At 68.6% G+C, this 26,691-nt stretch carries 27 protein-coding genes and 2 pseudogenes; 17 read left to right on the top strand and 12 right to left on the bottom strand.

Annotation, left to right across the window (positions count from 1 at the left end):
- Positions 1–168 precede the first annotated feature (168 nt).
- Positions 169–1,023 carry a PHP domain-containing protein gene (locus tag ABZV44_RS09135; protein WP_354833664.1) on the bottom strand — a complete coding sequence of 285 codons (855 nt, stop codon included), beginning with the start codon at positions 1,021–1,023 and terminating at the stop codon, positions 169–171.
- A 71-nt stretch (positions 1,024–1,094) separates the two neighbouring features.
- Between ABZV44_RS09135 and corA the strand changes: the two genes are divergently transcribed.
- Complete coding sequence (corA, locus tag ABZV44_RS09130; protein ID WP_354834094.1) at positions 1,095–2,165, top strand: magnesium/cobalt transporter CorA; 1,071 nt, start codon at positions 1,095–1,097, stop codon at positions 2,163–2,165.
- 80 nt (positions 2,166–2,245) lie between these two features.
- Positions 2,246–3,868: an alpha/beta hydrolase gene (locus ABZV44_RS09125; RefSeq protein WP_354833662.1), complete on the top strand. Its 1,623-nt coding sequence runs from the start codon at positions 2,246–2,248 to the stop codon at positions 3,866–3,868.
- Positions 3,869–3,885: 17 nt separating this feature from the next.
- Here ABZV44_RS09125 and ABZV44_RS09120 read toward each other — a convergent pair whose 3' ends face one another.
- Genes ABZV44_RS09120 through ABZV44_RS09110 form a run of 3 tightly spaced genes read right to left on the bottom strand, consistent with a single transcriptional unit; the run spans position 3,886 to position 5,944 of the window.
- Positions 3,886–4,461, bottom strand: coding sequence for a suppressor of fused domain protein (locus ABZV44_RS09120; protein WP_354833660.1), 576 nt, complete (start codon positions 4,459–4,461; stop codon positions 3,886–3,888).
- Between the two features lie 4 nt (positions 4,462–4,465).
- The gene (locus tag ABZV44_RS09115) at positions 4,466–4,957 is read right to left on the bottom strand and encodes a general stress protein (protein WP_354833658.1); all 492 of its coding nucleotides are present in this window, start codon (positions 4,955–4,957) and stop codon (positions 4,466–4,468) included.
- 51 nt (positions 4,958–5,008) lie between these two features.
- On the bottom strand, positions 5,009–5,944 hold the full coding sequence (locus ABZV44_RS09110; protein WP_354833657.1) for a CoA ester lyase: 936 nt from the start codon (positions 5,942–5,944) through the stop codon (positions 5,009–5,011).
- A gap of 61 nt (positions 5,945–6,005) precedes the next feature.
- Here ABZV44_RS09110 and ABZV44_RS09105 point away from each other — a divergent pair, with 61 nt between their 5' ends.
- The 10 genes and pseudogenes from ABZV44_RS09105 to ABZV44_RS09060 all read left to right on the top strand — a co-directional run.
- A complete protein-coding gene (locus ABZV44_RS09105) occupies positions 6,006–7,331 on the top strand; it encodes a CBS domain-containing protein (RefSeq protein ID WP_354833655.1) in 1,326 nt (441 codons plus the stop codon).
- The gene (locus tag ABZV44_RS09100; RefSeq protein ID WP_354833653.1) at positions 7,328–7,915 is read left to right on the top strand and encodes a DUF1003 domain-containing protein; all 588 of its coding nucleotides are present in this window, start codon (positions 7,328–7,330) and stop codon (positions 7,913–7,915) included. The genes ABZV44_RS09105 and ABZV44_RS09100 overlap by 4 nt, the downstream gene beginning before the upstream one ends.
- Positions 7,916–8,071: 156 nt before the next feature.
- Entirely contained in the window at positions 8,072–9,523 is a 1,452-nt protein-coding gene (locus ABZV44_RS09095) for a lytic transglycosylase (RefSeq protein ID WP_354833651.1), read from the top strand.
- Positions 9,524–9,681: 158 nt separating this feature from the next.
- Positions 9,682–10,569 carry a lytic murein transglycosylase gene (locus ABZV44_RS09090; RefSeq protein WP_354834091.1) on the top strand — a complete coding sequence of 296 codons (888 nt, stop codon included), beginning with the start codon at positions 9,682–9,684 and terminating at the stop codon, positions 10,567–10,569.
- A gap of 101 nt (positions 10,570–10,670) precedes the next feature.
- Entirely contained in the window at positions 10,671–11,807 is a 1,137-nt protein-coding gene (locus ABZV44_RS09085) for a P-loop NTPase (RefSeq protein WP_354833649.1), read from the top strand.
- 158 nt (positions 11,808–11,965) lie between these two features.
- Positions 11,966–12,385, top strand: coding sequence for a DivIVA domain-containing protein (locus ABZV44_RS09080; RefSeq protein ID WP_354833648.1), 420 nt, complete (start codon positions 11,966–11,968; stop codon positions 12,383–12,385).
- A complete protein-coding gene (locus ABZV44_RS09075) occupies positions 12,382–12,954 on the top strand; it encodes a DNA-3-methyladenine glycosylase I (RefSeq protein ID WP_354833646.1) in 573 nt (190 codons plus the stop codon). The genes ABZV44_RS09080 and ABZV44_RS09075 overlap by 4 nt, the downstream gene beginning before the upstream one ends.
- 165 nt (positions 12,955–13,119) lie before the next feature.
- Positions 13,120–13,287: a DUF3117 domain-containing protein gene (locus tag ABZV44_RS09070; RefSeq protein WP_083869218.1), complete on the top strand. Its 168-nt coding sequence runs from the start codon at positions 13,120–13,122 to the stop codon at positions 13,285–13,287.
- 185 nt (positions 13,288–13,472) lie between these two features.
- Positions 13,473–13,718, top strand: a pseudogene (locus tag ABZV44_RS09065) (putative RNA methyltransferase); the annotation flags it as partial.
- Between the two features lie 450 nt (positions 13,719–14,168).
- A pseudogene (locus ABZV44_RS09060) lies at positions 14,169–14,732 on the top strand (methyltransferase domain-containing protein); the annotation flags it as partial.
- Here ABZV44_RS09060 and ABZV44_RS09055 read toward each other — a convergent pair.
- Entirely contained in the window at positions 14,704–15,642 is a 939-nt protein-coding gene (locus ABZV44_RS09055; RefSeq protein ID WP_354833643.1) for a LysR substrate-binding domain-containing protein, read from the bottom strand. The pseudogene ABZV44_RS09060 and the gene ABZV44_RS09055 overlap by 29 nt on opposite strands.
- Positions 15,643–15,711: 69 nt before the next feature.
- On the opposite strand from ABZV44_RS09055, the gene ABZV44_RS09050 reads away from it, so the two are divergent.
- Positions 15,712–16,221 carry a GNAT family N-acetyltransferase gene (locus tag ABZV44_RS09050; RefSeq protein ID WP_354833641.1) on the top strand — a complete coding sequence of 170 codons (510 nt, stop codon included), beginning with the start codon at positions 15,712–15,714 and terminating at the stop codon, positions 16,219–16,221.
- Between the two features lie 12 nt (positions 16,222–16,233).
- Here ABZV44_RS09050 and glgA read toward each other — a convergent pair whose 3' ends face one another.
- Positions 16,234–17,403, bottom strand: a complete 1,170-nt coding sequence (glgA, locus tag ABZV44_RS09045; RefSeq protein WP_354834088.1) for a glycogen synthase — start codon at positions 17,401–17,403, stop codon at positions 16,234–16,236.
- 147 nt (positions 17,404–17,550) lie between these two features.
- Between glgA and glgC the strand changes: the two genes are divergently transcribed.
- Positions 17,551–18,765: a glucose-1-phosphate adenylyltransferase gene (gene glgC, locus ABZV44_RS09040; RefSeq protein WP_354833640.1), complete on the top strand. Its 1,215-nt coding sequence runs from the start codon at positions 17,551–17,553 to the stop codon at positions 18,763–18,765.
- 126 nt (positions 18,766–18,891) lie between these two features.
- Positions 18,892–20,076 (top strand): hypothetical protein, encoded by a 1,185-nt coding sequence (locus tag ABZV44_RS09035; RefSeq protein ID WP_354833638.1) that lies wholly within the window; start codon positions 18,892–18,894, stop codon positions 20,074–20,076.
- 18 nt (positions 20,077–20,094) lie between these two features.
- On the opposite strand, the gene ABZV44_RS09030 is transcribed toward ABZV44_RS09035, so the two are convergent.
- From ABZV44_RS09030 to ABZV44_RS09005, 6 genes are all read right to left on the bottom strand, one after another.
- Positions 20,095–20,607 (bottom strand): hypothetical protein, encoded by a 513-nt coding sequence (locus tag ABZV44_RS09030; RefSeq protein WP_354833636.1) that lies wholly within the window; start codon positions 20,605–20,607, stop codon positions 20,095–20,097.
- Positions 20,608–20,667: 60 nt separating this feature from the next.
- Positions 20,668–20,886 carry a hypothetical protein gene (locus ABZV44_RS09025; protein ID WP_354833635.1) on the bottom strand — a complete coding sequence of 73 codons (219 nt, stop codon included), beginning with the start codon at positions 20,884–20,886 and terminating at the stop codon, positions 20,668–20,670.
- Between the two features lie 225 nt (positions 20,887–21,111).
- A complete protein-coding gene (locus tag ABZV44_RS09020) occupies positions 21,112–22,770 on the bottom strand; it encodes an ABC transporter permease (RefSeq protein ID WP_354833633.1) in 1,659 nt (552 codons plus the stop codon).
- Positions 22,767–23,702 (bottom strand): ABC transporter ATP-binding protein, encoded by a 936-nt coding sequence (locus tag ABZV44_RS09015; RefSeq protein WP_354833631.1) that lies wholly within the window; start codon positions 23,700–23,702, stop codon positions 22,767–22,769. The genes ABZV44_RS09020 and ABZV44_RS09015 overlap by 4 nt, the downstream gene beginning before the upstream one ends.
- 33 nt (positions 23,703–23,735) lie before the next feature.
- On the bottom strand, positions 23,736–24,368 hold the full coding sequence (locus ABZV44_RS09010; protein ID WP_354833629.1) for a TetR family transcriptional regulator: 633 nt from the start codon (positions 24,366–24,368) through the stop codon (positions 23,736–23,738).
- Positions 24,369–24,619: 251 nt separating this feature from the next.
- Positions 24,620–25,267, bottom strand: a complete 648-nt coding sequence (locus ABZV44_RS09005; RefSeq protein WP_354833627.1) for an O-methyltransferase — start codon at positions 25,265–25,267, stop codon at positions 24,620–24,622.
- A 233-nt stretch (positions 25,268–25,500) separates the two neighbouring features.
- On the opposite strand from ABZV44_RS09005, the gene sigE reads away from it, so the two are divergent.
- Together sigE and ABZV44_RS08995 are read left to right on the top strand one after the other, a co-directional pair.
- Positions 25,501–26,193, top strand: a complete 693-nt coding sequence (gene sigE, locus ABZV44_RS09000) for an RNA polymerase sigma factor SigE (RefSeq protein ID WP_354833625.1) — start codon at positions 25,501–25,503, stop codon at positions 26,191–26,193.
- 92 nt (positions 26,194–26,285) lie between these two features.
- The gene (locus ABZV44_RS08995) at positions 26,286–26,690 is read left to right on the top strand and encodes a hypothetical protein (RefSeq protein ID WP_354833623.1); all 405 of its coding nucleotides are present in this window, start codon (positions 26,286–26,288) and stop codon (positions 26,688–26,690) included.
- Position 26,691 lies beyond the last annotated feature (1 nt).

Here is a 26,691-nt window from a genome sequence, read left to right as displayed (position 1 = left end):
AAATTTGGGCGGCCAGCACAGCTGCCGCCGCGGTCACATGCCACGTCACGGCCGCCCATCCGGGGCCCGGAAAACCGCGCCGAGCACCGATGATCGCGGTGGTGGCGACCGTGGCCGCCAGCACCAGCGTGCCCCCCGCGACCACCCCGCTCAGGCCCCGGACCACTCTCATGCGGTGATCACCGGGACTCCGCTCGCTTTGCCCACGATTTCCTCGAATTGCGTTGGGTCGGTGGTGAATTCGCCGAGCCGAATGGTCTTGTTGGCGCCGTGGTAATCCGAGGAGCCGGTCGTCAGCAAACCCAGCTCGGCGGCCAGCCGGCGCAGCACCTCGCGGTCCTCCGCACTGTGGTCGGGGTGATCGAGTTCCAGGCCGCCCAGCCCGAACTCGGTCATCTCGCGAATGTGATCCAGCGCCAGCAGCCGCCCGCGCTTGCGAGCCCGGGCGTGCGCCACCACGCTCACGCCGCCGGCCGAGGCCACCATTTCGACGGCCCGCCGCAGCGGCGTGTCGGCCTTCTCGACGTAGTAGCGGCCGTGCGGGGCCAGCAGATCCTGGAACGCGGCGTCCACGCTCGGCACCACCCCGGCCTGCACCAGCGCCCGGGCCAGATGCGGGCGACCCGCCGACGGGCCCACGGAGGCCATGACCGCGTCCGGATCGATGGGCAGACCGTCGGCGGCCATCTGCTCGGCCATGGTCCGCAGCCGCACCACCCGCTCGGCGCGCAACCGCTCCCGCTCCTGCGCGAAGGACTCGTCCTCGGGATCGAACAGGTAGGCCAGCAGGTGCACCGGCACCGGATAGCCGTCCTCCCCCAGCCCGACACACGACATCTCCATACCGCGCACCAGCGTCAGGCCCGCAGGGAGCGCGGCGGCGGCCTCGGCCCAGCCGGAGGTGGTGTCGTGATCGGTCAGGGCCACGACGTCGAGACCGGCAGCGGCGGCGTTCGCGATCAGTTCGGCCGGGGTATCCGTGCCGTCGGACGCGTTGGAATGGGTGTGGAGATCGATGCGCACGCCCCCTATATTGCCTGCGGCCCGAACCGACGCCAGGGGGCGGGACGATTAGCATCCTTGATGTGTCCTCGATACCGCCGTTGCCGTCCTTCCACTGGCCCGGGCGGTCCGGCGAGCCGCGAGACCCCGCCAAGATGCCCGTCCATCACGGCCGGATCGTCGACTGCGCGGTCTATGTCGAGGGGGTGCGGCTGTTCGAGCACAGCTCCTACAAGAACGCGCTGGCCGAAGTGCGCGAACGCCACGAAGGATTCGTCTGGCTCGGACTGCTCGAACCCGGCAAGGAACTCATGGCCGATATCGCGCAGACCTTCGGCCTGCACGAACTCGCCGTCGAGGACGCGGTCAAGGCGCAGCAGCGGCCCAAACTCGAACGCTACGACGACATCCTGTTCCTGGTGCTGCGCACGGTGCGCTACGTCGAGCACGAGCTCAGCACGGTCAGCGAGATCGTCGACACCGGCGAGATCATGGTGTTCGCGGGATCCGATTTCGTGATCACCGTCCGCCACGGTGAGCACACCGAATTGAGCGGTGTGCGCAAGGATCTCGAAGCCGACCCGCGCCAGCTCGCGCTGGGGCCCGGCGCGGTCCTGCACGCGGTGGCCGACCGCGTGGTCGACTCCTACGTGGAGGTCACGGCGGCGATCGAGGAGGATGTGGACGCCATCGAGGAGGCCGTCTTCACCCCCGCGAACAAGCTCCAGATCGACGCCATCTACCAGCTGAAACGTGAAGTGGTGGAACTGCGCCGGGCCGTCAAGCCGCTCGGGATGCCGCTGCAGGTGCTCACCCACGACAGCACCCTGCCGCTGCCCAAGGAGATCCGCCGCTACCTGCGCGACGTAACCGACCACCACACCGCGGTCACCGAGCAGATCATCGATTTCAACGAATCCCTCAGCGCTCTCATCAATGCCGCGCTGGCCAAGGTGAGCGTGCAGCAGAACACCGATATGCGCAAGATCTCCGCCTACGCCGCCATGGCCGCCGTGCCGACCATGATCGCGGGCGTCTACGGCATGAATTTCGAACACATGCCGGAACTCTCGTGGACCTACGGCTACCCCATCGTGATCGTGGCGATGATCGCCCTGTGTGCTCTGCTGTACGCGAATTTCCACCGCAACAACTGGCTCTGACCCGCGGGCCCCACCAGGGGCTTCGCTGACCGCCTCGACTCACTGGCTACGGGGTTGCTATGAATTCGACTGTGTTCGTGATGAGTAGTTCGCCGGTCCGCGGCCGGATGGCTTGGTGGGCAGCAATATTCGGCCTGTTGCTGGCCGTGCCGGTGCCCGCCGCGGCCGTCCCGGCAACCGACTCCTACGTCGATGCGCTCGCCGATGCCGCACCGGCGCCCGCCCTGCAGTGGACCGACTGCGATTCCGGATTCTCCTGTGCGACAGCGCGAGTGCCCTTGGACTATGCGCATCCCGAGGTCCGATCGATCGACCTGGCGATGATCAAACTCCCCGCCGCCGACCCGGCCCGGCGGATCGGCACCCTGTTCGTCAACTTCGGCGGGCCCGGCCGGTCCGGGGTGCAGCGGCTGCGGGAGCGGGCGCACTGGCCGTGGCTGTTCTCCGACGAGTTGCGCGCCCGCTTCGATCTGGTGTCCTGGGATACCCGCGGCGTCGCGAACAGCGCACCGGTGCGCTGTTTTCCGGATGCGACCGCGCAGCAGCTGTTCTTCGCCACCTATCCCGCGATGCCCGGAACGCCCGGCATGGAACCGCCGTTCTTCGCGGCCGCGAAGACCCTGGCGGACAATTGCGCACAGCGCGCTGCCGACCTGCTGCCGCACATGTCGACCGAGAACACCGCCCGGGATCTGGACCTGCTGCGCCGGGCCGTCGGCGATGACAAGCTGACCTACCACGGGATTTCGTACGGCACCTACCTCGGAGCCTTGTACGCCAACATGTTTCCCGGCCGAGTCGGCCGCATCGTGCTGGACGGATCGATGGACTTCCGCGGCAACGCGTTCGACCCCGACGACGCCGACCGGCCCATCGACACCCGGCAGGACGTCGCGACCGGAATCGCGGGCACGTTCCACGCCATGCTCGACGCCTGTGTGGCGGCCGGACCCGAATGCGCCTTCTCCGAAGGGAATCCGCAGGAGAAATGGCAGCGGATCCTCGAGCGGGTCAGGCGCGAACCGATCTCGTGGGACGGCAAACGCTACGACTACGGCACCGTGGTCGCGGCGGCGGGTCAGCTGTCCGACCCCGCCGGCTGGCCGGTCCTCGCCGCCACCCTGCAACACCTCTACGACCTGCGTGACACGCCCTACCTGCCGACCGACGTGCTCGCCGAGACCGCGGTGCTGGTGCGGCAGGTGGCCGATATCGGCACGGGCAGCTCCACGGCGCTGGGCGGTACCGGCACGAACACCTACGACGACAACTACACCGAGGCCTTCTACGCCGTCCAGTGCGCCGACAGCCGGGTGCCGCGCGACGAGCGCCGCTACAGCGACCTGGCGGTGAGCGAGGACCAGCGGGTGCCCGCCTTCGGCCGCCTCGGCGTATTCGACGCCATGACCTGCGCCTACTGGCCGCAGACCGCCGTGCGTCCCTACCTCGGCCCCTGGGATCGGCCGACCGCCCCGATCCTGGTGATCAACAGTCGCAATGATCCCGCGACACCGCTGGCCGGAGCCGCCGCCGGCGCGGCGGAACTGTCGGACGCGCGCCTATTGGTGGTGGAGGGAGCCGGGCACAGCAGCATGTACGTGCGCAGCACCTGCTCCGAGGCCGCGAAACGCGACTATCTCATCGCGGGAACGCTTCCGGCCGACGGCGCGACCTGTCCGATCGACGGCAACCCGTTCGATTAGCGCGACGCGGCGGTCGATCAGAGCGACGCTGCGGCCCGGGCGGGATCACGCACATCGATTTCCGCCTCGGCCCAGGCGTCGCGCAACGCCGCCGCGCCGCGAATCCGCACCCATGCCGCCTCCGTCGCGGTGATCGGCGCGACCGTCAGGAACCGCACGGGCTCAGCGGGTTCCGGCAGCGCCACCTCCGGGATGTCACTCACACCCAGCAGCACCGCGGTGAACGGCGCGTTGGTCCACAACGGTTCTCCCAGATCGAGCAGCGCATCCGCTTGCAGCACAACACCTTCCACTGCGGGCGCCGCCACCAGCACGCCCAGCGTGCGGGTCAGCCCCGAACCCGCGCCCGCACCGCCGCGCAGCGTCAGCACCAGCTCCGCGCGCGGCCCGCGCACCGGATCGGCCAGCGCCGCGGCCGGATCCGTCATCGGATGCCGGGAACCGCCCAGCGTGGCGTAGTGCACGAACTCACCGTCCGGGATGCGCAGGATGTCGATGGGCTCCAAACCCAGGAACGTCACCGACGCCGCGTCCGCGGACTCCACCTCGAAATGACCGAGCACCGCGGCCCGGACCTGATCCAGTACCTCCATGGATCTAGATGGCCAGCCTGGCGAGCATGTCGCGCGCCTGCTCGGCGGTCTTCGGGTCGCACAGCACGTCGTAGCGACCGGCCACCAGCTGCATGGTGGAGGCGAAGTCGCGCTGACCCCGGGTGGCCGCGTACGGGATGGACGCGGAGATGAGGCCGAAGATGATGCCGCCGACCAGGCCGACCACCAGCGGGCCGATGGCCCCGCCGGAGGTGAACATGCTCAGCAACAGACCCAGGAACAGGCCCAGCCAAGCGCCCGAAACCATGCCGCCGCCAATGACCTTGCCCCAGGTCAGCCGGTACAGCACCCGCTCGACCTGCATGAGGTCGACGCCGACGATGGTCACGCCCTCCACCGGGAACTGGTTGTCGGCCAGGTAGTCGACCGCCCGCTGCGCCTCGGCATAGGTCGGGTAGGAGCCGACCGGCCAGCCCGACGGTGGCGTCGGCAGGCCGGGACGGCCCCGGCTCGGATTCCCCATGGGATTCGTCATGACTCCATCATGCTATTTCGCGTTGACGGACGCCGATTCGCCGTGCCCGATTCACAGCGCAGGCGTGGTTCGCGCCATTCCGGCCGCCCTGCCCTTGTCAGCGATCACCTGAGCCATCTTCGCGCTGGCCTCGTCGATCATCTCGTCACCGAGCATCACCGCGCCCCGGGCGCCGCCCTCGGCCGAGGTGTGGAACGCGTAGGCGTCGAGGATCTCCTCGGCCCGGTCGTAGTCGGCCTGGCGCGGGCTGAAGATCTCGTTGCAGGCGGTGATCTGATCCGGGTGCAGCACCCATTTGCCGTCGAAACCCAGTGCGGCCGTGCGGGATGCGTTGCGGCGGAAGCCGTCGATGTCGCGGACCGCCAGGTAGGGGCCGTCGATGGCCTGCAGGCCGTGGGCGCGGGCCGCCAGCAGGATCGTCATATAGATGTGGTGGTAGGCGTCACCCGGCTCGTAGCCCTCGGGCTGCTCGCCCACCACCAGGGTGCGCATATTGATCGAGGCCATGAAGTCGGCGGGCCCGAACACCAGGGTCTGCACCCGCGGGCTCGCGGTGGCGATGGCGTCGATATTGCGCAGCCCGAGCGCGTTCTCGATCTGCGGTTCGATCCCGATCCGGCCGACCGGCAGCCCGTTGGCCTTCTCCAGCTGGGTCAGCAGCAGATCCAGGGCCTGCACCTGCCCGGCGTCGGTGACCTTCGGCAGCAGGATGGCGTCCAGCTCCGAGCCCGCGCCCTCCACCACCGTGATGACGTCGGCATAGGTGTGCTCGGTGGTCCAATCGTTGACCCGCACAACGCGGATCTGGGCGCCCCAGCCGCCGGAGTTGAGGGCCGCCACGATGTTCGCCCGGGCGGCCGCCTTCGCCGCCGGCGCGACCGCGTCCTCGAGATCCAGGAACACCTCGTCGGCGGGCAGTCCCTTGGCCTTCTCGATCATGCGCGGGTTGCTGCCGGGGACGGCGAGCACCGATCGGCGCGATGTCATGGCTCACTCCTTCACGTGGCGCGACATTTAGGACGCGTTCGACCCACTAGCCTTACCAAACATGGCAGCGACGAAGGTTTTCGCCGCCCGGCTGGCGGGCTTGGTGGTACTGGGACCGGACGGCGAGTCTATCGGCCGCCTCCGGGACATCGTGATCTCGATACGTTATGACCGCCAGCAACCCCGAGTCCTGGGCGTACTCGTCGAATTGCCCACCCGGAAGCGGATTTTCGTGCCCATGCTGCGGGTACAGACCATCGACCCCGGCGCGATCACCCTCACCACGGGCACCATCAGCGTGCGCCGCTTCGAGCAGCGGCCCGGCGAGCTGCTGGCCATCGCGCAGATTCTCGACTCCACGGTCCGCGTCTCCGATCCCGAGCTGCCACAGCTGGCGAGCACGGACGTGGTGGTGGTCGACCTGGGTATCGAGCAGGGCCGCACCCGCGACTGGGTGGTATCCCGGGTCGCCGTGCGCGAACGCCGCCGCCTCGGGGTGGGCTTCGGCCGGCGCGGCGCGGTGCACGTGGTCGACTGGGCGCAGGTGCGCGGCCTCACCCAGACCGAGCTGAACCTGCCCGGCCAGGACGTCACCCAGCTGCTCGGGCAGTTCGAGGGCATGCGACCCGCCGACGTCGCGCACATGCTGCGCGAACTGCCGCTCAAGCGCCGCATCGAGGTGGCGGCCGCCTTCGACGACGAGCGGCTGGCCGACGTGGTCCAGGAGCTGCCCGAGAACGACCAGGTGGAACTGCTCGAGCAGCTCGGTGTGGAACGTGCGGCCGATCTGCTCGAGGCCATGGACCCCGACGACGCCGCCGACCTGCTGGGCGAGCTGCCCGAGGGCGAGGCGGAATCGCTGCTGGCGCTGATGGATCCGGAGGACTCCGAGCCGGTGCGCCGCCTGCTCGAGCACGCGCCCTACACCGCCGGTGGTCTGATGACGCCCGACGCGATCGTCATCACCGCCTCCACCACGGTCGCCGAGGCGCTGGCCCGCATCCGCGATCCCGAGCTGACTCCGGCCCTGGCGTCGATGGCCTTCGTGGTGCGTCCGCCCACGGCCACCCCGACCGGCCGCTACCTGGGCTGTGTGCACTTCCAGCAGCTGCTGCGGGAACCGCCCGCGAACCTGGTCGGCGGCATCGTCGACACCGATCTGGTGCAGCTGCGGCCCGATGCCCCGCTCACCGCCGTGACCCGCTACTTCGCCACCTACAACCTGGTGTGCGGGCCGGTGGTGGACGCGGAGAATCATCTCCTGGGAGCCGTCACCGTCGATGACGTGCTCGACCACCTGCTGCCCGAGGACTGGCGCGAGCAGGACGAAGACCATCACGATGCGCACGGCATGCCCGTGATCGAGGGGACGGGAGGCCGCGCATGAGCGAACGGCTCGAAAAACTCAGCGCCCGCCAGCGTTTGGAGACTCCGGTCCAGAGCCGCTTCCGCGGCCTCGACTGGGATCCCGAGGCGATGGCCCGTTCCAGCGAGAAGGTGGCCCGCTTCCTCGGTACCGGCCGCTACCTGGTAATCCAGACCGTCATCGTGGTGGTGTGGATCCTGCTCAATGTGTTCGCGCTGCGGCTGCAGTGGGACCCGTATCCGTTCATCCTGTTGAATCTGGCGTTCTCCACCCAGGCCGCCTACGCCGCGCCGCTGATCCTGCTGGCGCAGAACCGCCAGGACAATCGCGATCGGGTCTCGCTCGAGGAGGACCGGTCACGAGCGGCCCAGACGAAAGCCGACACCGAATTCCTGGCGCGTGAGCTCGCCGCGCTGCGGCTGGCCGTGGGCGAGGTCGCCACGCGCGACTACGTGCGCCGGGAACTGGACGACATCAAGGAATCCCTGGTCAGATTGGAGAAACTGACGGTCGGCGACGAGGTCGCGAAGCCCAAGAAAGCAAAGAAGGGTACCGATCGGAAGCCCGATGAGGTCGCAATTTCGCCACAAAAAGATGGCGACTGACCACCGAAATTGTTCCGATCTAGCTGACTCATGGGTAACCTGGATCACGTTGTTCCGAGCGACCGACCCAGACACAGCCGCTGTATGAGTGTCACCACGGGGCACCGGCCGCACGACTGAGGGGATTGTGTGGTGGCGAAGAGAATTTCTGCTCCGGTGACAGCGTCGGCACTGTTGATTGCGGGCCTGGTCACCGCCGGTTCCGCCACCAATACGACCGTCCACACCGTGGCCCCGCAGGCCGCGCCGGACGCATTGCTGGCGGCCGCCTCCGCGCACACCGCGAGCGTGAACGGTCCCGCCGACACCCCCTCGGATCAGACCGTCGGCCTGGTTCCGGCGGCTCCCGAGGCCCCCCGCAAACTCAGCGCAATGACCCCGCCCGCCGACGGCTCGCCGCTCTTCGGCGGCACCGTGCCGCTGCAGGACATCGCGCTGCCCGGCGGCAGTGGCGTGCTGGGCATTCCGGAGATCGTGCTGGCCGCCTACCGCAATGCCGAACTGGCGCTGCAGTCTTCGGACCCGAACTGCCATCTGCCCTGGTACCTGCTGGCCGGCATCGGCCGCATCGAGTCCAACCACGCCAACAACGGCCGCACCGACGCCGCCGGCACGACGGTCTCGCCGATCTACGGCCCGGCCCTGGACGGGACGCTGCCCGGCAACGAGATCATCAAGGCCAGCGACGGCAGTTTCGTGCGGGCTATCGGCCCCATGCAGTTCCTGCCCGGCACCTGGTCGGTGTACGCCGCCAATGGAAAGGGCAGCGGCACACCGGATCCCAACAATGTCTTCGACGCGGCGCTGGCGGCGGGCAAGTACCTGTGCTCGGGCGGCATGGATCTGGCCGATCCGCAGCAGCAGCTCAGGGCCGTGCTGCGCTACAACAATTCGGTGTCGTACGCGGCCAACGTGCTCAGCTGGGCCAACGCCTACAAGACCGGCGGCGCCCCGCAGCAGGTGAGCATCTCACCGGATCTGGTGCCCAACAACTACGTTCCGGTCAACGGCCCGGATATCACGGTGGCCTCGACCACGATCCCGGCCACCGAGGCGCCCGACACCACGCGACAGACCACCCCGCCGACGCCGACCCAGGTGATGATCACCATCCCGGGCCTGCCGCCGATCCCGTGCGGCATCTTCTGCCCGGCTCCGGTGGTGCCCGCGAATCCCTGTGAGCAGGTGACGGTTCCGGCGCAGCAGCCGGATCAGAAGGCCGACAAGGTCCCCGGCGCACCGGACACCGAGGACAAGTCCAAGCCCGAGGACGCCGCCACGGCCGAGAACGGCAAGCCGGCGGAGCAGCAGTTCGGACCCGACGGCAAGCCGGTGGTCAAGGATCAGCCCGCCGTCACCACCTGCAACACCCAGACGGGTCAGCAGGGACAGCAGGGCCAGAAGCCGCAGGATCAGCCGCAGCAGGCCGTCCAGCAACCGCAGGACCAGCAAACGGTCACGCCCTCCGGGACGCCCGAACCCGAGGCCGGGGCCGGGGCCGAAACCACTCCGGACGCCACCACGACCACCACCCCGGCCCCCGGCATCACACTGCCGTTCGGCATCACGATTCCGCTTCCGGCGCCGGCCCCCGCGCCCGCGCCGTAACGATGGTGTGATTCGCGAGTTCCGGCGCGCCGCTCCGGAACTCGCGTCTGACTTGCGTTTCCTTCAAATCCTGAGAGTTGGTCACGAAGGGGTAACAGGAAGGTCTCGGATAAGGTAACCTGACCTTCGTTGCATCCCCCCGGTATCAACCGATGGCAATGGAGGGTCACCACACAGTGGGTCGTCACCGCAAACCCCCGGTCCCGAAAGTTCGCCGTGGATCGGTCATCGCATTGACCGGGCTCGTGCCCGCCGGACTGGCCACAGTTACCGGAGCCGGCGACGGGAACATCGCCGACAAGCTCGCGGCTACCGTCCAGCACCAGCTGTCGAACGACAGCGAGGAACAGCTACCCGAACCCGAGGCAGCCGTAATACCGGCCGCCGCACCGGAACCGCTGCTGCACGAGGCCAAACAGGTTGCGCCCGTTGGCCCTCCGGAGGTCAAGTCCGTGGCGCAGCCGGACGGCCGGGTGCCGTCGGCGCGCGCCGCCGGGCCGCTCGGCATGCCGGGCGTCGCGCAGGACGCCTACGAGAACGCGGAACGCATTCTCGCCGTGGAGAATCCGACCTGCAATATGCAGTGGAATCTGCTCGCCGGCATCGGCCGGGTCGAATCCACCCACGGCTACGGCAAAATCGACGACAACGGCTATCCGCTCGAATCCGTCTACGGCCCGATCCTCGACGGCAGGCTGGCCGGGAACAACGTGGTCGCGACCTCCGACGGCGGCGACCTGGACGGCTTGTCCGGCAGCTACCGCCGCGCCGTGGGCCCCATGCAGTTCCTGCCCGAAACCTGGCGCAAGTACGCGGCCGACGGCAATGGCGACGGCGTCGCCGATCCGCAGAACATGTACGACGCGGCGCTCACCGCCGGCAAGTACCTCTGCTCGGGCGGCCTCGACATGCATGATCCGGGCCAGCAGACCCGGGCCATCCTGCGCTACAACAACTCCATGGCCTACGTCGCGAACGTCATGGCGTGGGAGACCGCGTACGGCTCGGGGATCTCCCCGGCGGCCGCCGCGCTGCCTCGCATCTAGACCCCGCCACCCACGCCTCCGACCACGCCCCGGCACACCCGCCCCGGGTATAAGCGGAGGGCGAAAACGGCACGGCCGACGGCGCTCCTAGACTTGGGCGCATGCCAGTGGTTATGGAATCGGATGTGCGGGTCGCGCTCGCGAAGGTGATCGACCCGGAGATCCGGAAGCCGATCACCGAGCTGGGCATGGTGAAGAGCGTCGAGGTCGGCGCGGATAGCGGTGTCCACGTTGTGATCTACCTGACGACATCGGCCTGCCCGATGAAATCCGCCATCCAGGAACGGGTCACGAAGGCCGTCGCCGACGTGGCCGGAGTCGGCGCCATCACGGTCGAGCTGGACGTCATGAGCGACGAGCAGCGCACCGAACTGCGCCGGAAGCTGCGCGGTGACGCCGCGGAACCGGTCATTCCCTTCGCCCAGCCCGGCTCGCTCACCCGCGTGTACGCGGTCGCCTCCGGCAAGGGCGGTGTCGGGAAGTCGTCGGTCACCGTCAATCTCGCCGCCGCCATGGCCGCCAAGGGCCTCTCGGTGGGCGTGCTCGACGCCGACATCTACGGCCACAGTGTGCCCCGCATGCTGGGCACCGAGCAGCGGCCCACCCAGGTCGAGCGCATGATCCTGCCACCCATCGCGCACGACGTGAAGGTCATCTCGATCTCCATGTTCACCCAGGGCAACACCCCCGTGGTGTGGCGCGGCCCGATGCTGCACCGCGCGCTGCAGCAGTTCCTGGCCGACGTCTTCTGGGGCGACCTCGACATCCTGCTGCTGGACCTGCCGCCCGGCACCGGCGACGTGGCCATCTCGCTGGCCCAGCTCATTCCGAACGCGGAGATCCTGGTCGTGACGACCCCGCAGCTGGCCGCCGCCGAGGTCGCCGAGCGCGCGGGCTCCATCGCCCTGCAGACCCGCCAGCGCATCGCCGGTGTCATCGAGAACATGTCCTGGCTCGATCTGCCCGACGGCACCCGCATGGAGCTCTACGGCGCCGGCGGCGGCCAGACCGTGGCCGACAACCTGACCCGTGCCATCGGCGCGAATGTCCCGCTGCTGGGCCAGATCCCGATCGAGCAGCAGCTGCGCGAGGCCGGCGACGAGGGCACCCCCATCGTGCTGCGCGCCCCGGAGAGCTCGTCGGGCAAGGCCCTGCTCGACATCGCCGACAAACTGTCCGTCCGCCGACGCGGCCTGGCCGGCATGTCCCTCTCCATCGACACCACCCGCCACCTGTAGCAATCACGATCAGGGAGCTCTCAGCGCGGAATTCGCCCGAATCCCGCGCCGAGAGCTCCCTGACTTTGTTCTCCCTTTGGGGGAGTGCGGAATTCGAGGGCGCGTTTCCGCCAGGGGTACGGGCGGACTGCGCTGCGGGCGGGCCCTAAGCTCGGGGCATGCTCACGATGCTGCTGTACGTGCTGATCGTCGGATTGGTCGCCGCGCTGCTGTTCCTGGTGGCCAGTGCGATCTTCGGGCGGTCGGAGGAGCTCGGGCCGCTGCCGGAGGGGACGACCGTCACCGTGCTGCCCGCGACGGGGATCAGCGGCTGCGATGTGCGGGCGCTGCGCTTCCAGCAGGTGTTCCGGGGGTACAAGGCGGGCGAGGTGGACTGGGCCCTGACCCGGCTGGCCGCACGCATCGACGAACTCGAGGGCGAACTCGCCCGCGTGACCGGAGCGGAGGCCGCGGCGGAGCCGACCGCCGAGCCCGGCGCCGATTCGAAGTCCGGGCCGAGCGAGGCGGCGGTCCCCCAGGTGCTCCCGGCCGAATCGGCCGTCCCGACGGAGCACGGCGAAGAGCCGGGCGCACGATGACCGCGGACGCGAGCACCGACGGACTGATTCGGTGCGGATGGGCGGAAGGCTCCCAGCTTTATCGGGATTACCACGATCAGGAGTGGGGACGACCGCTGCACGGCGATGACGCGCTATTCGAACGAATGTGCCTCGAGGCGTTTCAGTCGGGGTTGGCGTGGATCACGATTTTGCGGAAGCGGCCCGCCTTCCGGACCGCATTCCAGGGCTTCGCGATCGAACGGGTGGCGGGGTTCGGGGATGCCGATGTCGAACGCCTCATGGCGGATCCCAGCATTGTTCGCAATCGGGCCAAAATACTGGCGAGCGTCCACAATGCGCGGGTTGCCCGCGATCTCGGCGAGAGCCTGGACGCCCTGCTCTGGTCCTATGCGCCGGCCTCGCGCAAGCGCCCGCGGAGCATGTCCGACGTGCCCGCTGTCACCACCGAAAGCACCGCTCTCGCAAAAGAACTCAAGCGACGCGGGTTCAAATTCGTGGGACCGACGACCGCATACGCACTCATGCAGGCGACGGGGATGGTAGACGATCACATCGCCGATTGCTGGGTGAATGTCGGTACTCGCTGAACGCCACGACGGTCGGTTTTTGGAACTCAGGTACCCGCCTCGATCCGCGATAGGGAAGAATGGGCATGGTGTAGCCCGCCACATGCCGGCGGGCTGCCTGGTTGGTGACAACTGGAGTTCCATGAAAGTGCGCAGCAGACCGCGCAGATCTGGAGGGAGCAGAGGATGGCGGCCATGAAGCCCCGCACCGGGGACGGTCCCCTCGAGGCAACCAAGGAAGGGCGTGGAATCGTGATGCGGGTTCCACTCGAGGGTGGCGGGCGTCTGGTCGTCGAGCTCACGCCGGATGAAGCCGCGGCGCTCGGTGACGAACTCGTCAAAGTCACCAGCTGATCGATCGACTCGCCGGTGCCGGTGAGCCCAACTCCCGGGACTCTCAGGGGCTTCGCCCCCGAACCCCCTCGAGAATCCCGGGGGCTCCCAGGCTTACCGGTATCACGGTGAACGACAACTCATATCCCCCCATAGTCGGCACTGCCGAGCCCTCCCCCGCGGAACGGCTCCTGGCCTGTGCCGACCTGCTGGCCTGCCCGCAGTGCGGCCTGCCCCTCACGGCTCCCGTCGCCGACCCCGCGGCCGGCGCCCCGCCCGCCCGCACCCTGCGCTGCCCGCACGGCCACAGCTTCGACCTGGCCAAGCAGGGCTACATCAGCCTCCTCACCGGCGCGTCCACCAAAATGACCGGCGACACCCCCACCATGCTCGACGCCCGCACCGCCTTTCAAACCGCAGGGCATTTCGCCCCCATCGCCGCCGCCCTGGCCGAGACCGTCGCAGCAGCCCTACCCCACCGAGACGCCACCCCCCGCCCCGTAACTGATTCCGACACAGCAGTATTCGGAGCGGACTCCCCCACGGCTGCCACTTCGCCCACGCACCCACCCGCAGCCCGGCAACACGGTGGCACCGCCGACCCGGCGAGCTCCCACATTCCACGCAAACCTGGCCCAGCCACGCCGACCCGGCATCGGCGTTTCCGCCCCGGAACCCTCGCACCCGGAATGACCGTCACCTCGGCCTCCGCAGCACGGCTCGCCACCACCCTCCTGTCCGAAGATGGGACCCCCGCACCCGAATCCCGTCGGGCTGCGGAGAGCCGTGGGAAGGCCCATGCCACGCCTCGGGAGTCCGCCGTCGACCGGCCCGCGACGGCGGCGGAGAATCCGTTGGCCGGCCCGAATTCGTCGGCGCGTGAGGGCACTACGGGCGGCCCGGCACTGCTCGAGATCGGGGCGGGGACCGGGTATTACTTGGCAGCCGTATTGGATGCCGTGCCGGAGGGTCGGGGAGTCGCCCTCGATGTGTCGAAGGCGGCGGCGCGGCGAGCGGCGCGAGCGCATGCGCGGGGCGGGTCGGTGCTGGCTGATGCGTGGCGCGGGCTGCCGGTGCGGGATGGCGTGATGGGGGCGGTGGTGTCGGTGTTCGCGCCGCGGAATGCGGACGAGGTGGCGCGGGTACTGGGGGACGAGGGGCGGTTCGTGGTGGTGACGCCGACCTTGCGGCATCTGGGTGAGCTGATCGAGCCGCTCGGGATGGTGAGTGTGGATGCGGCCAAGGCGGATCGGCTCGCCGAATCGCTCGGGGAGCGCTTCGATTTGGTGGGACACGATGCGGTCGAGTACACGATGGAGCTCTCACACGAGGATGTGGCGAATGTGGCGGCCATGGGGCCGTCGGCGTTTCATGCGGCCGAGGGGCGGGCGGAACAGATTGCGGCCCTTCCTGATCCGATGCCGGTGACCGCGTCGGTCACGATCTCGGTGTATCGCCCGCGCTGAGGCCGAGCGGTTCCGGCGGTTTCGGGCGGTTCGGGAGCAGGTCGAGGAGATTGCGGACCAGGGGGCGGGTGTCGTCCGCCCGGGTGGCGATGTAAATCGTTGTGGCGGCGTCGGTTTCGGCGAGGGGAATGATGCGGACCGAGTCGGGGGCGGTGAAGGTGGCGCTGCGTGGGGCGATGGTGACGCCGAGGCCCGCGGCGACCAGATAGAGGATGATGGTCCAGTTGGTGGCCTCCTGGACGATGCGAGGGGGGCGGCCGGATTCCAGGAGCGGCGCGAGGTTCTTCTCGTAGGCGAGTCCGCCCGCGGCGCGCGGGAAGAAGACCAGCGGATTCTCGGCGAGTTCGGCGCCGGTGACGGTGGGGCGTCCGGCGTCGGGGTGGTCGGCGGGGAGGATCGCCACGAACGGCTCGGTCATCAGGGGGACGGTGACGGTGCCGGGTTGCTCGTCGGGGTCGCGGACGATGGCCATGTCGAGAGTGCCGTTGGCGAGGCGCTCCATCAGGTGGCTGGTGAACCCTTCGACCAGGTCGACCTGCACGAGCGGGAAGCGTTCACGGAATTCGCGGACCCCGCGCAGTGGTTCGAGCGGCAGCACCGAGGGGACGAAGCCCAGGTACAGCGTGCCCTGACCGCCCTGGCCGATGCGGGTGACCTCGGCCAGATCGCGTTCGGCGTGGCCGAGCAGGGCGCGGGCACGCTCGCGCAGCACGATTCCCGCGGCAGTGAGCGCGACGGTGCGCGAGGTCCGGTCGAAGAGCCGGGTTCCGAGCAGGGTTTCCAGGCGCTGGATCTGCTGGGTGAGGGCGGGCTGGGCGATGTGCAGGCGGGCGGCGGCCCGCCCGAAGTGCAGTTCCTCCGCGACCGCCAGGAAGTAGCGCAGGTGCCGCAGCTCCACACCGGGGTTCATAAGTTGATCATATCGATCGCAGCTATCAAGTATTGGACGTTATGGTTCGACGTCCGACATGCTTTCCTGGTGACTCAGCAGACGGAAGCCCGCGCCCCGGAACTCGATTCGATCGTGGTCGCGCCGATGTCCTCGCCCGACGACGCCCGCGCCTTCAAGGACCTGAACCTGGAGTGGATCGAGACCATCTTCTCGGTCGAGCCCGCCGACCTGGCCACCCTCGACAATCCGCAGGCCATCGTCGATCACGGCGGCGAGGTGCTGATCGCCCGGCTGGACGGCGAGGCCGTCGGCTGCGTCGCCCTGGTCCAGGAGGAGCCGGGCGTGTTCGAGCTGTCGAAAATGGCCGTGTCGCCGCGCTTGCGGGGCCGAGGCATCGGCCGGGTGGTGCTGGCCACCGCCATCGAGCGGGTGCGCGATCTGGGCGCGACCGAGTTCTTCCTGGCCAGCAATGCCCGGCTGGCCAGTGCCGTGCACCTGTACGAGGCCATGGGTTTCGTGCACGTGCCGCCCTCGGAGCTGCCGCCCAGTCCCTATGACCGGGCCGATGTGTTCATGCGGTATCCCCTGACCGCCTGAACCGGCGCCCGGCTATCCCTTGCGGACCAGGTCGTAGATGTGCGCGGTGCGCGCGGCGATCCGGTTCCAGTCGAAGGCGCCGATCGCCCGGTCGCGGCCGGCCGCCCCCATCGCGGCGGCCGTGACCGGGTCCGCCGCAACGGTGTTCACCGCGCGGGCCAAGCCGCGCTCGTAGTCCCGGGGCGCGGTCTCGTCGTAGTGGACCAGCCGCCCGGTCTCCCCGGGCACCACCACCTCCGGAATCCCGCCCACATCCGAGGCCACCACCGCGGTCCCGCAGGCCATGGCCTCCAGATTCACGATGCCCAGCGGCTCGTACACCGACGGGCACACGAAAACCGTTGCGGCCGCGAGCACCTGCCGCACCAGCTCGGTGGGCAGCATCTCCTTGATCCAGAACACGCCGTCGCGGTCGGCCCGCAGCGCCCGCACCGACGCCGCCACCTCGGCCTCCATGGCGGGTGTGTCGGCGGCCCCGGCCAGCAGCACCAGCTGAATGTCCGGATCCAGATGCCGGGCCGCGGCCAGCAGATGCGAGACGCCCTTCTGCCGGGTGATGCGCCCGACGAAGGCCGCGATGGGCCGTCCCTGGGACACGCCGAGTTCGGTGAGCACGTCCCGCGAGCCGGACGCGGGACCGCCCGGATGCCAGACGTCGGCGTCGATGCCGTTGTGCACCACGTGGACTTTGGCGGGATCGATGTGGGGGTAGGCGGCGAGCACATCGGCGCGCATACCCGCGCTCACCGCGATGACGGCGTCGGCGTGGGTCATGGCATTGTGTTCCGACCACGAGGACAGCCGGTAACCCCCGCCGAGTTGCTCGGCCTTCCACGGCCGTCGCGGTTCCAGTGAATGCGCGGTCAGCACATGCGGGATCCCGTACAGCTCGCCGGCCAGATGCCCCGCGAGCCCGGTGTACCAGGTGTGCGAGTGCACCACGTCGGCGAAGCTCGCGGCCTCGGCCATGCGCAGCTGCGCGGACATCATCTGCAAGGCGGAATTCGCCGCGTAGAGCATCGGATCCGGTTGGTGCACCACGGCATCCGCGCGCGCGACCCCCATGCAGTGCACGGTGACATCGCACAGCCGCCGCAACCGCGGGACGAGTTCGGTGACGTGCACCCCCGCCCCGCCGTACACCTCCGGCGGGTATTCGCGGGTCATCAGGGCCACTCGCAGTCCGCGAGCTCCGTCCGCGCGGTAACTCACCGGTCCAAACTAAACGTTAGCTCGCGGGCTAACCAATCGAGGTGGCCCGCGAGATCGCGATGAACACGGCACCAGCTGGACATTCCGTGTTCGGGCACAACCGGTAGTTTCAGGGGTGTGAGGAGCCAGCCGCACGTACTCGGGATCGTGCTCGCCGGTGGCGAGGGCAAGCGACTCTTTCCGCTCACCAAGGACCGCGCCAAGCCCGCGGTTCCCTTCGGCGGCGCGTACCGGCTCATCGACTTCGTGCTGTCGAATCTGGTGAATGCGGGTTACCTGCGCATTTGCGTACTGACGCAGTACAAGTCGCATTCGCTGGATCGGCACATCTCCCAGACCTGGCGGCTGTCGGGCTTCGGCGGGGAGTACATCACCCCGGTGCCGGCGCAGCAGCGGCTGGGCCCGCGCTGGTACACCGGCAGCGCGGACGCGATCATGCAGTCGCTGAACCTGATCTACGACGAGGACCCGGAGTACATCGTGGTCTTCGGCGCGGACCACGTGTACCGGATGGATCCGGAGCAGATGGTGCAGGCGCACATCGACTCCGGGGCGGGCGTGACGGTGGCGGGCATCCGGGTGCCGCGCAGTACGGCGAGCGCCTTCGGCTGCATCGATTCCGACGAATCCGGCCGCATCATCGGCTTTCTGGAGAAGCCGGTGCATCCGCCCGGTACCCCCGACGATCCGAATGTCACCTTCGCCTCCATGGGCAACTACGTGTTCAGCACCAAGGTGCTGGTGGACGCCATTCGCGCCGACGCCGACGACAACGACTCCGACCACGACATGGGCGGCGACATCATTCCGAGCCTGGTGCGGTCGGGCGCGGCCGCGGTCTACGACTTCTCCACCAATGTGGTGCCCGGCGCGACCGAGCGCAGCCGCGGTTACTGGCGCGATGTCGGCACCATCGACGCCTTCTACGAGGCGCACATGGATCTGGTGTCGGTGGATCCGGTCTTCGATCTCTACAACAAGCACTGGCCGATTCGCGGTGCGGCCGAGAATCTGCCGCCCGCCAAGTTCGGCCGCGGCGGCCTGGCCCAGGAGTCGATCGTGGGCGCGGGCAGCATTCTGTCGGCGGCGACGGTGCGCAATTCGGTGCTGTTCTCGAATGTGCTGGTGGAGGACGGTGCGACGGTGGAGGGCAGTGTGCTCATGCCGGGCGCGCGGATCGGCCGGGGCGCGGTGGTGCGGCACGCCATTCTGGACAAGAACGTGGTGGTGACGGAGGGCGAGATCATCGGTGTGGATCTGGACCGGGATCGGGAGCGTTTCGCGGTGAGCAATGGCGGCGTGGTGACCGTCGGCAAGGGCATCTGGGTCTGACTACCAGGCATTTCAGTCCATCCGGCCGGGCGAGCGACACGGATAAGAGTGGACATCCGGCCGATGCTGGTCCGAAAATCTGTGCATGGAGCGCCGCCGCCGACGGGCCGCGCGGGAGGGATCACCATGCGCCGTCCGGGACGTGTCGTCACCGCCGTCACCTGCCTCACCTTGACCGCCCTGCTGTCCGGATGCGGTAGGTCCGGCACCCCGGTTCCCGGTGAGCTGGATGTCCGCACCCTGGACACCGGGTCCTATCCGGTGAACCGCTACGCCTACGACCGCAACAACGGTGGCAAGGGCAACACCCTCGAGGGCATCCGCATGACCGCGGCCGTCGCCCCGGCGGTGAAGATCGACTCCCATCTCAATATCGGCCGCGGCGGCGTGGTGCTGTCCACGGTCGACGATGTGGTGAATGTCAGCCACCTGTCCTCCGCGGTCAAGGGCGTGCTGACCAACCGCGGCTTCGTGGCCGGTTTCGCGGCCAGCGGCTCGGACCGCGAGGACGTCAACGACAATCCGGATCCGAACGGCACCACCATCACCACCCGCGTGCTGCGCTTCCCGTCCGCCGACAATGCCAAGCTGGCCGCCCGCGAACTCGAGGACGCCGACTTCAATGTCGCGCTGAACGTGAACCAGAAGCTCACCCTGCCCGACTACCCGGACGCCTACGCGCACTGGCGGCCGGGCGTGCCGAACATCGGATTGACCATGGCGCGCAAGGACTTCGTGATCTCGCTGTTCATCCTGCGCCCCAGCGCCGATCAGAAGGATCTGCTGTCCTGGGCCAAGAAGACCCTCGACGCCCAGGTCCCGACGCTGGACGCCTTCCAGGAGACCCCGAACGACCAGATCTCGCAGCTGCCGGTCGATCCCGATCGCCTGCTGGCCCGCACCCTGGTGACCGATCGTGACCACAGGACCGTCGACCCCGACAATTTCGCGGTGTTCCCGGCCAATTGGCTCATCCTGCCCTCCGACGACATGGCCTACTGGACCAAGCTGGTGTCCGATGGCGGCGCCGACGAAATGTCCAGTGCCGATGGTAATTTCGTCATCCGGCTGCGAGATGGCAAGGCGAGCGCGGATTTCGTGACCGGCATGATCAGCAACCTGCAGGAATCCACGACCAGCGGGCCGGACAAGGTGCCCGACGTCAAGTGCGTGCACCGCACCTCGGACAAGTCGCCGAGCCGCTGCTACGTCAGCTACAAGCAGTACGTGGGCGTGGTGAACGGGACCAATGATTCCGACGCCCAGAAGAAGGCGGCCGCGCAGTACGCGCTGCTGGCCAACAGCCTGTAGCGGATCCGGTGCGGCGCTTCAGAATCGGAGGATGTCCGCGTCCAGCAGCCGCCAGGCGGCGGGCCGGGACACCGGACGGTGCGACCGCTCCTCGTGCGGCTGCGGAGTGACATCGGCCGGCGCTCGATCCCCGGCGCACCGGCAATCCGGCTCCGCTGCCGCGCAGTCCTTGTCGCAGGCGTCCGGGCGTACCGCGGCCGCGCTCCGCGAGACCGCGTGCCCGGTGCGGCTGCGCCCGCTGCGCGGCGAACTGTCGTCGCGGAACCAGTAGTCGCGAAAACCGAACGGCTGCAGCAGCGCTCGCAGGAAGGACGCGCCGTCCTCGGGCAGCACGGTGCGGTTCTCGCCGAGAATGTCGACGCCCTGGTGGTACCAGACGCGGGCGACCAGTCCTTCGACCGGGTCCACCGTCCGGAAGGTGGCGCGACCGTCCGCGGCGAGCCGGAATTCGGCGATGCGCCGCCACTGCCCGGCCTCGCGGAAGTACAACCCGACCACGGCCGGGATCCGCTGCGCCATGGGTACCCCCACTCGTCGAACTATTTCCGTGGAGTATCCGCGCCGACGGTCCGGAAACCTCGATACGACCGTTCAGTTCGGATATCCGGGCACCGGAGTACGTGCACCGCAGAACGGTTCACACGTACTGGTCGTCGTGGGCATGTACCGCGACGCGTGGTCGTCGAAACGAGCTCCGCTGATCAGTAGCAGTACCAGCAGCCCCAGGCAGATGATGCCGCCGAAGAAAACCAGTGCGGGCCAGAGCCATCCGGCCGGTAGGTGTACCCCGAGGGCCAGTCCCTCGAACATATCCCCCACCTCCTAGCAAAAATCGATCCCCCTCTGCTGTACCACCGCGTCACCGGCCGAATCCAGACCTCAGCACTGCCCTTGCACCGCCCACCCCGCCCGATCGCCGTACCCGCACCGGCAACTGGGGATTCGCCGGCAACGGAATCGGGACCACCCGGCACACCGGGTCACAGCGAACGCCCGCACCGGCGGTCCGGCGCGGGCGTTCGCGGGGGTGTCGCGCTAGGCGGATCGGAGATCGCGGCGGCGGAATGCCATGAGCCCCACCGTGATCAATGCCACGTCCACGAGCACGAGCACCACCAGCGGGGTGGCGGTGAACGCCTCGCCGGGCACCTTCGGGGCGTGCTCGAACGGGTTCAGATCGCGGAACCACTGGGGTGCGCCCGCGAGCGAGCCCAGCAGGAAGACCGCGATGGCGGCGGTGAGGAAACCCCACGCCACGGTCGACCAGCGTGGCAGCAGACCGAACAACAGGACGGTGATGGCGGTGAAGGTCCACACCGCGGGCACCTGCACCAGCGCGGCCCCGAGCACCTGACCGGTCTTCTGACCGACGTCACCGGCGGCGCGACCGTAGATCAGGCCGCCGAGCAGGCCCGATACCGCGAGCGCCAGTGCGGGTCCGAGCAGGGCGAACGTCAGATGCGAAGCCACCCAACGGGTTCGGGAGACCGCGCCGGTGAGCACGGCTTCCGCGTGCGCGGTGCTCTCCTCGGAGTGCAGCCGCAGCGCCGCCGACACCGAGTAGGCCGCCGCACCCAGCGCGACCATGGTGAACGCGTAGCTGATCAGCGACTTCTCCAGCGATTCGGAACCGCCCATGCGGGTGATCAGATCGCGAATGGTCTGGCTGCTGCCCAGCTGCTTGCCGACGCCGTTCGTCACGCTGCCGATCATCAACCCGTACAGCCCGAGTCCGACCGTCCAGGCCAGCAGCGTCCCGCGCTGCAGCCGCCAGGCGAGACCGAGCGGGCTGCCCAGCGCGGGCCCGGCCGCGAGTGCGCCCGGCCGCTCCGCGATCAGGCCGGCACCGGTATCCCGGTGCGCCAGTAGGTAATACGCGATGACGGTCAGCACGGTCGCGGTGAGCAGGTGCAGCAGCAGCACCGCGAAGTGATCGCCCGCGAACGCCCGCACCTGCAGTGACCAGCCCTGCGGGGCCAGCCAGGTGAGCGGGCTGGTCGGGCCCGCCGCGGCACGCACGTCACCGACCGCGCGCAGCGTGTACGTCACGCCCAGCACCGCGAAGGCGATACCGCGCGCCACGCGGGCGCTGGCCGACAGCTGGGCGGCGATCGCGGCCACCGACGCGAACACGATGCCCGACCCGGCCAGCGCCAGACCGAAGGCCAGCGAGCCGGAGCGCGGCACGGAAGTGCTCGCGATGCTGGCGAATCCGATCAGCCCGGTGGCCAGCGCGCCACCGTAGGCCACGATCAGCGCCGCGGTCAGTCCGGCGAACCGCCCGACCCGCGTCGAGGCCAGCAGTTCGGTACGCCCGGTCTCCTCGTCGGCCCGGGTGTGCCGGATGACGGTCAGGATGGTGGCCACGCCGATGAGCGTGAAGAACATCCCGGCCTTCCAGACGCCCGAGGCGCCGAGGCTGGTGTTGTAGATCGGCCCGTACATCGCCAGTTCGGCAGGGTTCGACAGGATGCCGTCGGCGAAGCCTTGGAAGTCGGCGGGCGTGTGGTAGATCTTCTCGAGGCTCTTGATGTACACGCTGCCCAGCGGCAGCGACAGCAACAGCACCCACAGCGGCAGAATGATCCGGTCGCGCCGCAGATACAGCCGCAGCAGCTGCCAGGTCCCGGTGAAATCCCCCGCGAATGACGGCGTTTCGAACGCGCGGGGCGCGGTGGCGGTGACCGCGGTCATTTCGACACCCGCTCGCGCTCGTCGGCCGGAGCCCGACCATCGAGCGAATAATGGCGCAGGAACAGCTCTTCCAGCGTCGGCGGCTGGCTGACCAGGCTGCGCACACCGGCGTCGCCGAGCACCCGGATCAACTCACCCAGGTGTTCACTGTCCACCTGGGCGTGCAGGGTATTGCCCTCGACGCTGATGTCCTCGACTCCCGGGATGCGACTGAGATCGCCTGGGCTGCCGATCATTTCGGCGGTGATGGAGGTGCGCGAGAGATGCCGCATCTCGGCCAGCGTGCCGGTCTCGACGGTCTTGCCCGCCCGGATGATCGTCACCCGCTCACACAGCCGCTCCACCTCGGACAGAATGTGGCTGGACAGCAGTACCGTGGTGCCGCGCGCCACCGCCTCGGCCACGCACTCGTTGAACACCTGCTCCATCAGTGGATCCAGGCCCGAGGTCGGCTCGTCCAGCAGGAACAGCCGGGCGTTCGACGAGAACGCCGACACCAGAGCCACTTTCTGCCGGTTGCCCTTGGAATAGGTGCGCGCCTTCTTGCCCGGATCCAGCTCGAAACGCTCGATCAGCTCGGCGCGGCGATCCTGATCGATCCCGCCGCGCATGCGGGCCAGCAGATCGATGGTCTCACCGCCGGACAGCGACGGCCACAGCGTGACATCGCCCGGGACATAGGCGATGTCGCGGTGCAGAGCGACCGCGTCCGTCCACGGATCCCGGCCCAGCACCACGGCCTCACCGGAGGTGCGCGACAGGATGCCCAGCAGGATGCGGATGGTGGTGGACTTCCCGGCCCCGTTCGGACCGAGGAAACCGTGCACCTCACCCTCGGCGACCTCGAGGTCGAGACCGTCCAGGGCTCGCACCTGCCCGAAGTTCTTGTGCAGATCCCGGACTTCGATCACGGGATTGGCAGGAACGTTCATCGAATCTCCTTGTAGGAAAACGACGTTGATGGGTTATTGCGCAGTACTGGTCAATGCGTCCAGCGCCGTGGAATCGGTGAGCATGCCGTGGGTGTAGATCTCCAGCGCGGGCAGCATCATCCGGTCGGCGTATTCGCGCAGCGCCTTGCGGAAGTCGATGGGACCCGGCTGTTCGGCGGCGTAGAGCTGCAGGAACATCATCATGCCGCCGCCGTTGTTGGTGGCCACGTAACGCGCGGTGGCCCGCACGTCGCGCATCGGCTTGATGGACCCGCCCGCGACGCCCGCGCGCAGGTACTGCTCGGTGTCCTCGACCATGTGCTCGAAGAAGGTCTTCATCAGCGACCCGCCCGCCTGAAAGCTGCGCATCAGGTAGGCCATGCCCGGGGCGAACTCCTCGATCTCGGCCAGCTGGCGCATGAGCCCGCCGGGCGAGGGGTTCTCGATGTACTCCATCTTGGCGGCCCGGATCGTCTCCCGGACCCACTCGTCACACGCCTCCCGCAGCCCGTCCTTGGACCCGAAATGGTGATTGACCAGCCCGGCAGAGACTCCCGCCGCGGCCGCGATGGCCCGCACGCCGACCCCGAACCCTTGCTCCCCGAACACGGTGATCGCGGCGTCGCGAATCCGGGCCCGGGTTGTCAGATCGTCGGTTGAACGCATGTTTAATATCTTAAACACGCGTTCAAGCGGAGGGCAAGGGGCTTTCGGCTCGAGTCGCGAGGATTTACGAAATCCAGACGTCCGGGCACTTCGTCACCGGAGAATTTCCGCGCCGGGAAAGCTCTTTTAACGCAGTTGTTGCCACGCGGACTATCGCCGCGCGGAACGCCACGATGGAATCGAATTCCACACCGGGCGTTGAGTTTTCACCCGCGCGCAGCGCAGAATCTCACGTGCGCGCAGCGCTGAATTCACCCGCGCGCAGCGCAGAGCAGCCCGTCGCCGACCGGGATCAGCACACTCGTCAGGTCCGGATCCTCGGCGATCGCGCGGGTCGCCGCCCGCACGGCCATGGTCTGCGGGTCGCGCTGGGCGGGGTCCGGGACCCGGCCCCCGAGCAGGGCATTGTGCAGCAGGATCGCGCCGCCGTCCCGCAGCAGCCGCACCGCCTGCTCCACATACTGCGGGTGCTCGAGCGGCGCGGCATCGATGAAGACCAGGTCGTAGGCCCCATCGGCGAGCCGCGGCAGCACATCCAGGGCCCGCCCGTTGATGAGCCGGGTGCGCGCCGGCGCGATCTCGGCCGACCGGAACGCCTCACGGGCCGCGCGCTGATGCTCGGGCTCGGAGTCGATGGTGGTCAGGGTGCCGTCCTCGCGCATGCCGTCCAGCAGCCACAGCCCGCTCACCCCGGCCCCGGTGCCGACCTCGACCACGGCCCGCGCCCCCAGCAGCTGGGAATACATGCTGAGCAGCGCGCCGACCGCAGGCGCGACCGGGGCCGCGCCGAGTTCGAGGGCGCGCTCGCGCGCACCGACGAGGATGTCGTCCTCGGCGACGGATTCCTCCACGTAGGCGAGGTTGCGCTGCAGGTTCTGTGCCGCGGGAGTCTGGCTCACGAAGTAGAGGCTAATGGCGATACACCGGTAAGGCGTGGCGGTGACCGGCCGGTGTGGCGATTTTTCTCAGGTGTCCCTCAGCCTCTGCATACAGCGGCCACATCACGACCGACCAGAGTAATGCTCACGCCAGGCCAGCGACCGCTGGCTCGGAATCGGGAACAGCTGATCCAGCAGATTGGTTGTCCCCGATACCGGGTCCACGGTCCCGAGTAGGAGGTAACCCCATCCACATGGTCGACGCGGCGCGTGAACACGCCAACACTCTGCACCCGCAGATCAAGCCGCTGGACAGCGACACCACGCTGGACAGCGACCTTCTCCTGTCCCCCGCCGATGACGAGGCCGCCCTGTCCGGCACCGCAGCCTTCGACGCCACCGGCGATCGCTCCGTGATGCCGACCTGGGACGAGCTGGTCCGCGAGCACGCTGATCGCGTGTATCGCCTGGCCTACCGCCTCACCGGTGATCCGCAGGACGCCGAGGATCTGACCCAGGAAACCTTCATCCGGGTCTTCCGGTCCCTGCAGAACTATCAGCCCGGCACCTTCGAGGGCTGGCTGCACCGCATCACCACGAACCTGTTCCTGGACATGGTCCGCCGCCGCAACCGCATCCGCATGGAGGCGCTGCCGGAGGACTACGACCGGGTGCCCTCCGAGGGTCCGGGTCCCGAGCAGGCCTATCACGACGCCAACCTGGATCCGGATCTGCAGTCCGCGCTGGACTCGCTGGCCCCGGAGTTCCGTGCCGCGGTGGTGCTCTGTGACATCGAAGGTCTGTCGTACGAGGAGATCGGCGCGACGCTGGGCGTCAAGCTGGGTACCGTGCGCAGCCGCATCCACCGAGGACGTCAGGCACTGCGCGAGCACCTCGAGCATAATGGGATTGAGCGGCGATTCGCCGCGACCGAAAACGTCGGGTGAGCCGCGGGCACTGCGCCCGCGCTTCCTGGACACCACGCCCGCGGGCAGGTGTCGCCCGAACAGCTCGAGTCGTCCGGAAGGGTGTGCAGCGTATGAGTGGCGAGGACCGACCGCACCGTCGTCCCCCGCGTTTCGCCCCCACCGAGCATCTGGCCAGTGAGGCCATCGCCGCCTATGTGGACGGCGAGCTGCGGATGAACGCGTACCTGCGTGCCGCCCACCATATTTCCGTGTGCCGCGAGTGCGCGGCCGAGGTGGATGCCCAGCAGCAGGCCCGGATCGCGCTGCGGCAGTCCTCGGATCAGATCTCCGCGCCGCTGAGCCTGCACGACACGCTGAGCCGGATTCCGCGGGCGTTGCTGCAGGAGTGCGGCAATCACCAGACTCCCGACCCCGCCGACCGCGATCGGGGCCCGCTGGCGCGCGGCATGAGTTCCTTCGGCCTGCGCCAAGATTCGTTCGACAGCAGGCGGTGGACCTCGTGGTGGCGCAAGTAGA

Source organism: Nocardia sp. NPDC004860 (assembly GCF_040609015.1).
Taxonomy (GTDB): domain Bacteria; phylum Actinomycetota; class Actinomycetes; order Mycobacteriales; family Mycobacteriaceae; genus Nocardia.
The sequence above is the reverse complement of the archived record's forward strand: the minus strand, read 5'-3'. Positions and strand labels throughout refer to the sequence as shown.